The sequence below is a fragment of the Lactiplantibacillus herbarum genome (assembly GCF_001039045.1).
Lineage (GTDB): Bacteria > Bacillota > Bacilli > Lactobacillales > Lactobacillaceae > Lactiplantibacillus > Lactiplantibacillus herbarum.
In genome coordinates this window covers 113,751-126,334 of the sequence record NZ_LFEE01000038.1, presented here as the reverse complement: position 1 = coordinate 126,334, position 12,584 = coordinate 113,751, and the positions used below count along the sequence as shown (strand labels likewise).

At 42.8% G+C, this 12,584-nt stretch carries 12 protein-coding genes; 10 read left to right on the top strand and 2 right to left on the bottom strand.

Annotated features, from left to right (window positions below; genetic code table 11):
- Nucleotides 1–84 precede the first annotated feature (84 nt).
- Nucleotides 85–1,314, bottom strand: coding sequence for an aminotransferase-like domain-containing protein (locus ACG95_RS12255; RefSeq protein WP_048000790.1), 1,230 nt, complete (start codon nucleotides 1,312–1,314; stop codon nucleotides 85–87).
- A gap of 143 nt (nucleotides 1,315–1,457) precedes the next feature.
- Between ACG95_RS12255 and ACG95_RS12250 the strand changes: the two genes are divergently transcribed.
- Nucleotides 1,458–2,354 carry a LysR family transcriptional regulator gene (locus ACG95_RS12250; RefSeq protein WP_048000789.1) on the top strand — a complete coding sequence of 299 codons (897 nt, stop codon included), beginning with the start codon at nucleotides 1,458–1,460 and terminating at the stop codon, nucleotides 2,352–2,354.
- Nucleotides 2,355–2,416: 62 nt separating this feature from the next.
- Here the strand turns inward: ACG95_RS12250 and ACG95_RS12245 are convergent, their stop codons facing one another.
- Nucleotides 2,417–3,262: an alpha/beta hydrolase gene (locus ACG95_RS12245; protein ID WP_048000788.1), complete on the bottom strand. Its 846-nt coding sequence runs from the start codon at nucleotides 3,260–3,262 to the stop codon at nucleotides 2,417–2,419.
- Between the two features lie 782 nt (nucleotides 3,263–4,044).
- Here ACG95_RS12245 and ACG95_RS12240 point away from each other — a divergent pair.
- The 9 genes from ACG95_RS12240 (at nucleotide 4,045) to ACG95_RS12195 (ending at nucleotide 12,501) form a co-directional block, all read left to right on the top strand.
- Nucleotides 4,045–5,328: a NupC/NupG family nucleoside CNT transporter gene (locus ACG95_RS12240; RefSeq protein WP_048000787.1), complete on the top strand. Its 1,284-nt coding sequence runs from the start codon at nucleotides 4,045–4,047 to the stop codon at nucleotides 5,326–5,328.
- Between the two features lie 942 nt (nucleotides 5,329–6,270).
- A complete protein-coding gene (gene rsmG / locus ACG95_RS12230) occupies nucleotides 6,271–7,005 on the top strand; it encodes a 16S rRNA (guanine(527)-N(7))-methyltransferase RsmG (protein WP_048000785.1) in 735 nt (244 codons plus the stop codon).
- A gap of 16 nt (nucleotides 7,006–7,021) precedes the next feature.
- Nucleotides 7,022–7,876, top strand: a complete 855-nt coding sequence (noc, locus tag ACG95_RS12225; RefSeq protein ID WP_048000784.1) for a nucleoid occlusion protein — start codon at nucleotides 7,022–7,024, stop codon at nucleotides 7,874–7,876.
- Between the two features lie 2 nt (nucleotides 7,877–7,878).
- Entirely contained in the window at nucleotides 7,879–8,646 is a 768-nt protein-coding gene (locus ACG95_RS12220; RefSeq protein WP_048000783.1) for a ParA family protein, read from the top strand.
- Nucleotides 8,636–9,529, top strand: coding sequence for a ParB/RepB/Spo0J family partition protein (locus ACG95_RS12215; RefSeq protein ID WP_048000782.1), 894 nt, complete (start codon nucleotides 8,636–8,638; stop codon nucleotides 9,527–9,529). The genes ACG95_RS12220 and ACG95_RS12215 overlap by 11 nt, the downstream gene beginning before the upstream one ends.
- A gap of 24 nt (nucleotides 9,530–9,553) precedes the next feature.
- Nucleotides 9,554–9,745, top strand: a complete 192-nt coding sequence (locus ACG95_RS12210) for a DUF951 domain-containing protein (RefSeq protein ID WP_048000781.1) — start codon at nucleotides 9,554–9,556, stop codon at nucleotides 9,743–9,745.
- A gap of 32 nt (nucleotides 9,746–9,777) precedes the next feature.
- Complete coding sequence (gene ychF, locus ACG95_RS12205; protein ID WP_048000780.1) at nucleotides 9,778–10,878, top strand: redox-regulated ATPase YchF; 1,101 nt, start codon at nucleotides 9,778–9,780, stop codon at nucleotides 10,876–10,878.
- Between the two features lie 20 nt (nucleotides 10,879–10,898).
- On the top strand, nucleotides 10,899–11,624 hold the full coding sequence (locus ACG95_RS12200; protein ID WP_048000779.1) for a DUF1129 domain-containing protein: 726 nt from the start codon (nucleotides 10,899–10,901) through the stop codon (nucleotides 11,622–11,624).
- A 124-nt stretch (nucleotides 11,625–11,748) separates the two neighbouring features.
- Nucleotides 11,749–12,501: a hypothetical protein gene (locus tag ACG95_RS12195; protein WP_048000778.1), complete on the top strand. Its 753-nt coding sequence runs from the start codon at nucleotides 11,749–11,751 to the stop codon at nucleotides 12,499–12,501.
- Nucleotides 12,502–12,584 lie beyond the last annotated feature (83 nt).

Here is a 12,584-nt window from a genome sequence, read left to right as displayed (position 1 = left end):
TTAAGTTATTTTGGGACTTTCAACCTTTAGGTAACTAAGGTACTGATTTACATTAAGACTTTAGAAAACTCAGGAATGCAATCATTAAAATTGAACAGCTAACTTGTCGGTCGGTGCTGTCATCAAACGGGCGGGTTGTAGGATTGCACCCAACTGTTTGATTCCCCGCGTAATAGTCGTTTCATCCAGATTGGTGAAGTTTAACCGGAAGCCATTCTTAACTTGGCGACTAGCGAACTGGCAAGCGGATGGAACGTAAGCAACGTGAGCTTCGGGAATGACGACATCGTTTAGTAGTTCTTTAGCATCGACTCCTGTGGGCAAGGTGACCCAGATGAAGAAGCCACCAGCTGGTCGTGTATAGTGAACGTTCTTAGGGAAATACCGGTCGAGTGCGGATAACATAGCGTCACGTTTAGTTCGGTACGCATTACTGATGGTCGCAATGTGCGTGTCGATGTCGTGATGATCAAGGTAAGTGTTGATCGCAGCCAAGGTGATATTAGGTGACTGAACATCACTAGCTGATTTTAGATTAACCAGTTCTTTCATAATGTCATCATCGGCCACCATCCAGCCAGTGCGGAGTGCGGGTGATAAGATCTTAGAAAAACTTGAGATGAAGATGACCCGGCCCTCAGTGTCATAGTGTTTGATGGAAGGAACGCTATGCCCGCTGTAACGGAGATCGCGGTAAGGGCTGTCTTCTAAGATAATGACGTCGTACTGGTTAGCGAGGTCAACTAAGGCTTTTCGCCGTTCACTGCTCATTGTTGTGCCAGTTGGGTTGTGAAAATCAGGAATCGTGTAGATTAACTTGATTTCAGGATGTGCCTGTAGCGTTCGCTGTAATTGCTGGATGTTCATACCGTCATCATCTACGGGAATCTCGTAATAAGTGGGTTCGTAAGTGTCAAAGGCAGCTAGTGCCCCCATATAAGTAGGACCTTCAATTGCCATTGCGTCGCCGTGGTTCAATAGTAACTTAGCAACGAGGTCGATTGCTTGTTGTCCGCCCTGTGTTAGTAAGACGTTGTCGGCGCTAACGTGAACATCAGCGTGATCGGCCATACGGTTAGCAATCTTTTGCCGGAGTGCGGGTAGCCCCTGCGTTGAAGAATATTGGAAGATTCCTTGGCCGTCATCCTCAATGGCGTCACGATAAGCTTGTTCGAGGTCGGCTTTAGGGAAGAACTGTGGATCGGGAAAGCCACCAGCGAAGGAAATATTTCCCGGATTGGCACTATTTTTGAAAACTTCGTTGAGATCGGAAGTATCGTTGTTTAAGACACGGTTTGCAAATAGATTCGTCATAATAATTTCCCCCACTGTTGTTTTTATAGTTGTTTAGTCATCTGTTGCGATTAGTAATATGATAAAATAATTCTGATGATTAGTAAAACTCAACTTTTTCAATTATTGATGAATAAAATTCACTACAAGGGAGTTAAATAACAATGGCTAACTTTGCGTACGAAGTATTTGCAACGGTTGTCGCTCAGAAAACGTTCTATCAAGCGGCGGCAACCCTTAACGTCACGCCGAGTGCGGTGAGTCACTCGGTCAACCAGTTAGAGAAGGATCTGGGGTTCCCACTGTTTATTCGAAATCGTTCGGGGGTTGAATTAACCAGTGATGGCCGTCAGGTATTACCTTACGTCCAAGAAATTCTGAACACCGAGAGTAACTTACGGCAAGTTGCGGATAATATTCAGGGGTTACATTCAGGGTCGGTACGAATCGGTGGTTTTAGTAGTGTCTGTATCAATTGGCTACCCCGAATCATTCGGCAATTCAATCACGAGTATCCGGATATAAAAATTTCGGTCGTGCAGGGGGACTTTAACGAAATTACGAAGTGGGCCAAGATTGGGACGATCGACATTGGTTTTACATCGATGCCGGTGAATGACAATCTGTTGGTACACTCGCTGATTAATGATCCCATCTACTGTGTGACGCCAGCCGACTTTATCCCCGAAAATGGGGACTTTATTACCACGGAAGACGTTGCCGATAAGGACTTCATTCTGCAACGAAGTGATTACGATCGTGATACCAAGCTAGCTTTGGATCATTACCACGTGACGAATAACTTTTTACGGTTCTCGATTGATGACCAGTCGATTATTTCAATGGTGGAATCGGGTCTGGGGATGGGAATCCTGCCCCAGCTTGCATTACGAAGACTGACAGGAGACGTGAATACTTTTCCGTTTGCGGAACCTTATAACCGTGAAATTGCGCTGGTTGCTAATAAAACGCAGGCAACGGCACCATCGACAGCCGTAATGATTCGTGCAATCAAGCAGTTTTTGACGGCTGAGTATCCCGATCAGATGCTGTGGCAATAATAATGTACCTAGAATTAGACAAAAAAGAGCCTAGCAATGTGTGCTGGCTCGGATGATTGATATTAATTAATAAATTTATGAATGACATTACTAACGCGCCAACTCGTCATTATGTGGGCGTGCTCAGTATGCCACGTAGGAATAACTTTTTGCTGATAAGTCTGAACAACGGATTTGAAAATCATCTGTCCAGCTAGTGCGCTCTGAAGCGGTAATACCTGATCAGCATCGGCGGTATGCTTGGTTTTGCCAGCGATAATCAAAACTTTTAGCTTAGAATCAATTGCGGTGCGACCTGCAATCAATTTCGTTAAGTCACTAGTTCGCTGATTGGTCGCAACCGGGGTCATTTTTTGCTGATTACGCTGGTGACTTGTGCCATTGAATGGTGTTGCAATCAGGATTAAATGCTGCGGTGTTAAAGCCTTAGTCGCTTTTTCAACATAGTTAGTAGCGGCTAAGCCACCGTTGCCGTAACTGATGAGGTTGAAGTGCTTAAAATTCAACGTTTTCTGAGCACCAATAATGGCTTGTTTGACGAGCTTAGCTTGTTCAGCTGGCTGGGTAACCGTGGTTGGCAAGATCAGCTGCAAATAGGGACGGTTATCAGTAGCGGCTAATTGTCCTTTGATGGTGGTTTGCCCATTAGCTTGGACTTCGAGAGTAATCATCGCTTGTGATCCGCTATTATATTGTAAATTAGCAATTAATTGGCGGTTTTGATCATTGGTCAACTGATGATCCAGTAACAAGAGCGTTGGAATCCGCTCCGTTGACGTAACGGTAATATTGGTGACTGGTTTGGCTTTGCGGACTTGATGTTGCCAGAGCATGACACCACCAATCATGGCAAGAAATACGAGCCACCAGGAGGTTCCAATCAGAATTTGTTTGGTTGTTGCTTTCATCTATAATTTCACGTCATCTTTCCACTAACTTGCACACCTTAATGTAGCTTAGTCATGGAAAAGTTGCAACTGCTGGCGCACGTTTTGACCATTAACATTTGGAGATAACAAAAGGGCTGCGACAAAAGTCACAGCCCTTCCTTGAAGGTGTCAGTCGAGTGCTCCAGATAGAGCAGAGACTGACGCCTTAAGATTACACTTGGTACTCAAAAAGCATCACCCCCTTTCATTAATTGTCCGTAGTTTAGCCTCATTTTGAAGATAGGTCAACTAATTAGTTCGCAAGTGTGCAAAACGCGGTATAATGAATTTCCTTGGCAGGGGCACTCGGTGTAAATACTGAGTACTTTAGCTAACTAATATAGTTAGCAATGAGTTTGGGACAAAACCCAAACTTATTTTTGTATCTTCACATATTTACAGTCGAAACGTGGGACAAAAGACTGCTCCCTCCGCTTAGCTACGGAATACAAACGATTGAAAATGCACAATCATTCGTATTCCTAGGCTATGCTCGGTAGCAACCCGCCTTTTGTCTCACTCTTTTTTTGTCCAGTTATGGGAACCGATAAAATATGTAAACGTTTAATAGTTAATCGAAGCCGCCATGGGAATCAATAAGTAGCTGGATAGGACCGCCAAATCAATTGGTACGGTCTAATCAGGAACTTAAGATTTTCTTTAAAAACTGCTACCGCAACACCCGATTAAATGGTAAATTAGTTAAAGGAAATTTTTATTATACTTAGTTTTTACACTCACAGGGAAGAGGGATTATTCACATGGTCTTTAACTTGGTCGTTAATATTATTGGGATTTTGGTATTTATCGCCATTGCCTACGTATTCTCCAAGCAAAAGCACGCTATTAATTGGCGTTCAGTTGGTGTCATGTTGGTCTTAGAAATCGTATTAGCTTGGTTCTTAACGGGCTCCACAGTTGGGGTCGATGCAGTTAAGGCGGCAGCGGACGGTTTTACATGGTTGGTTAACGTCTCATATGATGGGATCGCATTTGCATTAGCTAGTTGGGTTAATGTTAAACAAATGGATTTCGTTACGAGTGCGTTGTTACCAATCTTGTTGATTGTGCCATTATTTGATATCTTGACGTATATTGGTGTTTTACCATGGATTATCAAATGGGTTGGTCGTGGTCTTGCTTACATTACCGGACAACCAAAGTTCGAATCATTCTTCGTTGTTGAAATGATGTTCTTAGGTAACACGGAAGCCCTCGCTGTTTCACAATTACAATTGAAACAGATGAAGGCACAACGTAACTTGACGGTTGCTATGATGTCAATGAGTTGTGTGACGGCTTCGATCCTAGGGGCATACGTTCAGATGATGCCTGGTCAATATATCTTGACTGCGGTACCAATGAACGTGTTGAATGCCGCTATTATTGTTGCCATCTTGAACCCAGTTAAAGTTACACCAGAAGAAGATACGGTTGCTAAAGTTTCTGGTAGTGCTGCGGTTGAAGAAACAACTGAAACTACGGAAACGAGCGGTTCTGAAGAATTAGCTAACGAACAAGTTAAGGACGCAAAACCAGCTCGCGAACCATTCTTCTCTTTCTTGGGTGATTCAATTCTGGGTGCTGGTCGTTTAATCTTGATCATTGCAGCCAACGTTATCGCTTTCGTTGCCCTTGCTAAATTGATCGATAAGTTATTAGGTTTAATCAACAGTAACTTATCATTAGAAAATATTTTGGGTGTTATCATGTTCCCATTTGCATGGTTACTAGGTTTCAACCCTAGCGATGCTTTCCAATTGGCTTCATACATGGGTACCAAGTTAGTGACTAACGAATTCGTTGTCATGGGTGAAGTAACTGGCAAGATGAACAGTTTTGCACCGCATTTCCGTGCAGTCTTAACGGTCTTCTTGACTTCATTCGCTAACTTCTCAACCATCGGTATGATCATCGGTGCGTTCAAGGGAATCGTTAGTCGTGAAAAGAACGACTTGATCTCACGGAACGTTGGTTACATGTTATTATCAGGTATCTTAGTTTCATTGATGTCTGCTGGTATCGTGGGACTCTTCGTTTGGTAAACTCGTTCTACCTTTAAAATGAATAATTCAGAGCGTCCTCGTCGAAAGACAGGGCGCTTTTTTTGTGAATTGATGTGTAAGTCAAATAAAACAGAAAAGATCGCGTATACTGCAGTGCTTGCTCGTCCTACATCACCTACCGGGCGTTTCCGCTTGCTGCCGGAACGTGGTGGACATCGATTTGAGCTCACGCCAAAACCGCGCAATCTCAAATACGAGTCTTATGCTAAGCGAGCCTACAACACTCGCCAAGCATAATTTCACCACTGGGCGCAATCAAAAGTACCCTCACGGTGAGATCGGGTTAAATTGCAGTTTTTGATTGCCGGATTTTAGTTGGATTGATCATTAGATATTGATATGGCTATATTTTGAGTTTGCGTAAAGACAACTTAGTTAATATTGTTGGATATAAGCAATAAGTTGGTGCTGTAAATGATTGTTTGATTCTAAAAAAACTGCACGTAGTTAAAATATTAATAATTGGATTATGAATAATAGATCAATGCTATATGGTCGGAGGTTGTCGATGATGAAGCGGCTGTGAAGTTGGCGTTAATTCGGTGGGCTTTGCCGAATTTACACCACGGACGACTTGGTCATTGGTGGGCTCTGCCAAGGAGCAAGTCGAGGTTCCAGACCGCTTTTCAGGCTGGAACCGGTCCCCACAGCAGCTGAAATCATCGACAACCGGGGGCGGTAATGGATTTAAGGGTCACCAGTACTTTTATTCAGCAAAATTATGATTGAAAAAGTGAGATTATGCGTACCTGACTTAGAAGGCTGGAAGCTAGGACTTTCAAGGGATTAACGTGATTAAGAGTACGGGCTCGAGCATTGATTTTAAGGCCTATTTACGGCAAAGTTATGGGGTGACGTGAAACATTGATGTTGTTTCACAAAAAGAGGACGAACGCGACCTTTATTAAGGAGCTATTTTGAATGAATCCAGAAGAATTTAAACAGGCTTTGGCCGAACACGGGATCATGCTAACAGACCAGCAATTATCCCAATTTGCGACTTACTTTAAACTACTAGTAGCAACTAACGAACAGTTTAATTTAACGACGATTACGGCTGAACCCGAAGTTTATCTAAAACATTTTTATGATTCCATTACGCCGGCATTTTACGTGCCAGCGTTGCGAGATCAGCCACTAACTATCTGTGACGTGGGAGCGGGCGCTGGTTTTCCATCGCTACCGCTAAAAATTGTGTTCCCACAATTACAAGTAACGATTGTTGATTCGTTGAACAAGCGGATTAACTTCCTGAACACCTTAGTTCAAGAATTAGGTCTCAGTGGCGTGCGGACTTTCCATGATCGAGCCGAAACCTTTGCGGGTAAGAGTTCAGAACATCGTGAAAGTTATGATTTAGTCACTGCCCGGGCCGTGGCGCGTTTATCCGTGCTCAGCGAACTATGTTTACCATTAGTTAAGGTCGGTGGACAGATGGTTGCTTTGAAGGCTGCCAATGCTAGTACCGAAACGGCTGAGGGCGACTACGCGGTTCATCTATTAGGTGGCACAATTGTGAAGGATGAAGCCTTTACGTTGCCAGTTACGGATGATCCACGCCATATGATCGTGATCGATAAGCAACAACCGTCACCAAAACGTTACCCACGTAAGCCGGGAACGCCGGCTAAGCAGCCGTTGACGGCACCAATGTAGTCGGGAGGTTATTTCAATGGCATTTTCTTTATTTGGTTCTAATCGTGATAAACGTAAGGACGATGATGAGCCAACTGCGCCAAAAAATCAGCAGATTGTGCGAATTCCGGTCACTGCCATTAGACCCAACCAGTTTCAACCACGTCAAATATTTGACGAAAATGGGATTAGTGAACTTGCGGCTACGATTGCGGATCACGGGTTATTACAACCAATCGTGTTACGTGAATATGAACCAGAAAAGTACGAAATTATTGCTGGGGAACGGCGTTTTCGAGCAATCTCCTCATTACATTGGGCCAATGTTCCAGCTATTATTCAAGAAATGGATGATAATGAGACGGCCTCAATGGCGTTGATTGAAAACTTGCAACGTCAAGATTTGACGGTTATCGAAGAAGCGCGTGCTTATCAAGAATTGATGCAGCTCAACCAGTTGACGCAGGCGACCTTAGCTAAGGAATTGGGTAAGAGTCAGTCGTTAGTTGCTAACAAGTTGCGTTTACTAAAATTAGCGCAACCGGTACAAGACGCGTTACTAAAGCGCCAAATTAGTGAACGTCATGGCCGAGCTTTACTCAATTTAACAGCCGAACAACAGGCTGCCGTGTTACAACAAGTACTGGAACAACAGCTAACGGTTAAGGAAACTGAACAGTTGATTGCGAGAACTCAAACGCCTAAAAAGCCTAAACGCAAACGGGCTCGCGGGCTGACGGGCGATACGCGGATCGCAGTTAATACAATCAAGAAATCAATTAAAATGGTCACCGATGCTGGTCTACCCGTGAAAACGCATGAAGAAGACACGGAAGACAGTTATCGGATTACGATTGAAATTCCAAAAAATCAACCAAGGGGTGGTAAATAATTATGGGAACCGTAATTGCACTCGCTAACCAAAAAGGTGGCGTCGGCAAGACGACAACGAGTATTAACCTCGGTGCCAGCCTAGTCGAATTAGGTCAAAAAGTATTGTTGATCGATACGGATGCACAGGGTAATGCCACCAGTGGTTTGGGCATTCAAAAATCAACCATTGAACACGAAATTTATGATGTTTTTATTAATGATGTACCGATGAAGGACACCATTATTCCAACTAGCCACGAAGGTTTAGATATCGTTCCGGCAACGATTCAGTTATCAGGTGCCGAAATCGAATTAACACCAATGATGGCCCGTGAGACGCGGTTGCGTGATGCGATTGATGAAGTCAAAGCAGATTACGATTACATTTTAATCGACTGCCCACCTTCGCTTGGATTGCTAACGATCAACGCATTTACAGCATGTGATTCAATCCTGATCCCTGTTCAAAGTGAATACTATGCCTTGGAAGGGTTAAGCCAATTATTGAATACCATTAAGTTGGTTCAGAAGCACTTCAATAAGGAACTGAAGATCGAAGGGGTTCTATTAACAATGTACGATGCCCGGACTAATCTCGGTGCACAAGTCAACGAAGAGGTGCGTAAGTACTTCAAGGATGCCGTGTATAAGACGATTATTCCGCGTAACGTTCGTTTATCTGAAGCGCCAAGTCATGGTCTTTCAATTGTTGATTATGATATGCGTTCAAAAGGTGCTCAAGTATACTTAGCTTTAGCAAAGGAAGTGTTAGCTGCACATGGCAAGTAAAGATAAAGACCAAGGAAAAGCATTGGGTCGCGGTATTGGCGCGTTATTTGCTGATGTTAGCGAACCAGCCAGTGAAGAATCCGTTGTTGAGTTAACGCTGAATGATATTCATGCGAATCCCTATCAACCACGACGACACTTTGATCAGACTGCGCTGAAGGAATTGAGCCAGTCGATTGAAAAATCCGGTGTTTTTCAACCAATCATCGTCCGGCAACCGGATGCGGAAATCGCTAAGTATGAGATCATTGCGGGTGAACGTCGCTTCCGTGCTTCTAAGTTAGCCGGTCAAACCACGATTCCAGCCATTGTTCGCGATGTGACTGAAGAACAGATGATGGAAGTTGCCGTGTTGGAGAACCTGCAACGCGAAGACTTAACACCATTGGAAGAAGCCGAAGCTTACGATTCTTTGATGAAGAAGCTGAAGTTGACGCAGGCCGAAGTTTCAAAACGGTTAGGTAAGAGTCGTCCTTATATTGCGAACTACTTGCGATTACTAGGCTTACCAGAAGAAGTTAAACCATTCATCCAAAAGGGCCAATTGTCGATGGGCCAAGCTCGGACCTTGTTAGCGTTGAAGGATAAGAGCAAATTAGTATCGTTAGCAAAGCGAGCAATCGCTGATAATCTGACGGTTCGTCAATTAGAACAGATTGTGACGCGCTATAATGGCGAGACGAAGGAACCAGCTAAGAAAACGGTGGTTAAGAAGTCTCCTTACATTCGGGCGAGTGAAGAACAGTTACAAGAAAAGTTCGGCACGTCAGTCTCGATCCAAGCTAAGACGAATAAGCAGGATGAGGGTAAGATTGAAATTCCATACTTATCAAATGAAGATTTAACTCGTATTTTAGAAATTCTAAATATCGATTTAAATTAATTAATTTATCAAGGGGCGTTGCGCATGTATGATTTAGGTGATATTGTCGAGATGAAAAAGGCTCATCCTTGTGGTGTTAACCGCTGGGAGATTACCCGGATGGGTGCTGACATTAAGGTCAAATGCACGGGATGCGGTCACGTTGTCATGATGCCGCGCCGTGAGTTTAATAAGAAGTTAAAAAAAGTTTTAGAACACAAAGCCGACGAAGCTTAATCATTTAATAAAAGGAAGAGTGAATAACCGATATGGCACTTACAGCAGGTATAGTTGGGTTACCAAACGTTGGTAAATCCACATTGTTTAACGCAATTACGAAGGCGGGCGCCGAAATGGCCAACTACCCGTTCGCAACGATTGATCCAAACGTGGGAATGGTTGAAGTTCCTGACAAACGATTAGATCGGATTCAAGAACTGATTCCCGCTAAGAAGGTCGTCTCAACCACCTTTGAATTTACTGATATCGCCGGGATCGTTAAGGGTGCCAGCAAGGGTGAAGGTCTAGGAAATAAATTCTTGGAAAATATTCGCCAAGTAGACGCCATTGTGCACGTTGTCCGCGCCTTTGATGACGACAACATTACTCACGTTACGGGTAAGGTTGATCCTAAAGATGATATCGAAACCATTAACTTAGAATTGGTCTTGGCTGATCTCGAAGCTGTTGACAAGCGTTTTTCAAAGGTTCAACGAGCTGCTAAGGGTAGCGACAAGGAAGCTAAGGCTGAACTAGCCGTCTTAGAAAAGATCAAACCAGCTTTGGAAGCCGGCAAGCCCGTTCGTTCTTTGGAATTTGGTGAAGACGAATTACCAGTCGTTAAGAGCTTATTCTTATTGACTTCAAAGCCAGTACTTTACGTGGCTAACATTGCTGAAGATGATATGGCTGATCCTGAGGCATCTAAGTATTACCAGATCGTTGCGGACTTTGCTAAGCAGGAAGGTGCCGAAGCAATTGGGGTTGCTGCTGAAACCGAAGAAGAAATCGCCGAATTGGACGATGATGACAAGGCCGATTTCTTAGCTGCAGAAGGCGTGGAAGAACCTGGCTTGAACAAGCTAATTCGGGCTTCTTATAAGCTCTTAGGTCTTGAAACCTTCTTCACAGCTGGTGGCAAGGAAACTCGTGCTTGGACGTTTAGACGCGGAACTAAGGCGCCTCAAGCAGCTGGTATTATTCACTCAGACTTTGAACGAGGCTTTATTCGTGCCGAAATCATGTCGTTTGATGCCTTAGACGAAGCTGGTTCAGAAGCTAAGGTTAAGGAAAATGGTAAGTTACGTTTGGAAGGTAAAGACTATGTCATGCAAGATGGTGACATTGTTGAATTCCGCTTCAACGTATAGGTCGAGAGGAGAAGAAGACAGTGAGTGAGAACGAAACTTCAAAAACACCCAGAAATGCTGAAGCAGGTGCGAAGCAGGTCCAAGCTGCTGAACGGCCAATCCATGAATCAACGGAATTGACTAAACGCAATGCGGATTATATGCGTCAGATGCGTAAATCGTTGGAAGCAACGAAGTTACCATCCGAACAACAACAAATGGTTCTTAACGAGATGACGGCAACGTTATTGAGTGAACAAGGTCGCGGTACGACCGCACGCCAATTGTATGGTACTGTTCAAGAACGGACTGAAGAAATTGTTAATCCTAAGAAGACGCCGGTTGAACGTGAACGGGCTAACTATTGGATTACCTCATTGGATAACGGTCTGATGTTATTCATGATTTTCTGCTTGATGTACGGGATCATGGGCTTCATCGGCAATAATGCCACTAAGAACTCAGCCGGTGCTAACGGGATCACTGCGATCTTAGTAACGTCAATTATTGGTGGGTTAGGTGTTGCCAAGTTATTTGAATACTTGATGCCAGCTAAGGGTCAAAAGAAGACGTCATTATTCAAGAAAATTGCTTGGTCAGTATTGGCAATCATCGTGTGGATGTTAGCCTTTACGACTATGTCAATGATTCAAGGACCTTTGAACCCAGTATTACCAGGGATCGCGTACTTGATTATTGCGGTCGTTGTCTTCTTCTTACGGATGTGGTTGAAGCGCCGCTACAATATTACGACGAGCTTATTTTAGAATTAATGGTTCAGTTGCTACGATAAAGAGAAGAATCAATTCACTTATTTGATTCTTCTTTTTTCATAAAATCTTGCAGGGAAAATATCGTTACATTTGTTCTGAAATATTAAAAACTAGCAACATGAAGGATAAACGGAGGCGACGAACTATTATTAGTAGTATTGTAGAATTTTTATTATCAACTTTATTTGGTGCAATAGTTGGATGGATTGTAAGTAAGTATTTTGATCGCCCAGGCCAAACGATAAAATATAAAATTAATGATGTTTTTGTGGAACAAATTCCTAAAGGTCATGAGGGAAGTTATCCGGCAATAGTTGCCCCGGAGACAACATATACGTTTGAAGATGAACTGCATATTGATTTTGAATTAGTGGCGGGATCAGCGCAATCAATATATTTGATTTATGCAAATGATGTAGATGATATTATTTCAGAAGAGTCTTTCAAACATATAAAGGTAGTATTCGATAAGGCTATTTTAAGGTATTTAGGCAGGAACTATCATCAATATCATTTTGAAGAGATTATAGAATTTTATGCTAAACAGCAGAAATTTATAAAAATATTTTATATTTGTGCTATGGGAGAAGATGGCAGTTATCAAATTACTCCGTTCATAGTTCAATTAAATGCTAAAACTAAAAGCATAAAAAATGGATTTTCCCTTGATTTAAATGAAATAGCTGAGCAAAGGGTTACTCCAATATATGACTATCGCATGATTAAGGGTCCTGATCTTTTAGGACAAGATCCAGCAAAAAAATTTGTTATTAAACAAGGGATTACATCTAGCTATACTGTTGATTTTGTAAATAGACAAAAAAGTAGTGTCAACAAAATTTTGGAAAGTGGACATCTTCATTTGTCTTAAATGTCAGAGCAGATTGTGTCCTTGATCGATTATTTAGCGTAAGTGTAGAAATGCGAAGCGAATGTTAAAGCAATGCTTGTGTA

Bases quoted from the DNA above. Each gene is read 5' to 3' on its own strand.
- noc (WP_048000784.1), top strand. From the start codon at position 7,022: ATGGCATTTTCTTTATTTGGTTCTAATCGTGATAAACGTAAGGACGAT.
- rsmG (WP_048000785.1), top strand. From the start codon at position 6,271: ATGAATCCAGAAGAATTTAAACAGGCTTTGGCCGAACACGGGATCATG.
- ACG95_RS12220 (WP_048000783.1), top strand. From the start codon at position 7,879: ATGGGAACCGTAATTGCACTCGCTAACCAAAAAGGTGGCGTCGGCAAG.
- ACG95_RS12240 (WP_048000787.1), top strand. From the start codon at position 4,045: ATGGTCTTTAACTTGGTCGTTAATATTATTGGGATTTTGGTATTTATC.
- ACG95_RS12255 (WP_048000790.1), bottom strand. From the start codon at position 1,314: ATGACGAATCTATTTGCAAACCGTGTCTTAAACAACGATACTTCCGAT.
- ACG95_RS12195 (WP_048000778.1), top strand. From the start codon at position 11,749: ATGAAGGATAAACGGAGGCGACGAACTATTATTAGTAGTATTGTAGAA.
- ACG95_RS12245 (WP_048000788.1), bottom strand. From the start codon at position 3,262: ATGAAAGCAACAACCAAACAAATTCTGATTGGAACCTCCTGGTGGCTC.
- ACG95_RS12215 (WP_048000782.1), top strand. From the start codon at position 8,636: ATGGCAAGTAAAGATAAAGACCAAGGAAAAGCATTGGGTCGCGGTATT.
- ychF (WP_048000780.1), top strand. From the start codon at position 9,778: ATGGCACTTACAGCAGGTATAGTTGGGTTACCAAACGTTGGTAAATCC.
- ACG95_RS12210 (WP_048000781.1), top strand. From the start codon at position 9,554: ATGTATGATTTAGGTGATATTGTCGAGATGAAAAAGGCTCATCCTTGT.
- ACG95_RS12250 (WP_048000789.1), top strand. From the start codon at position 1,458: ATGGCTAACTTTGCGTACGAAGTATTTGCAACGGTTGTCGCTCAGAAA.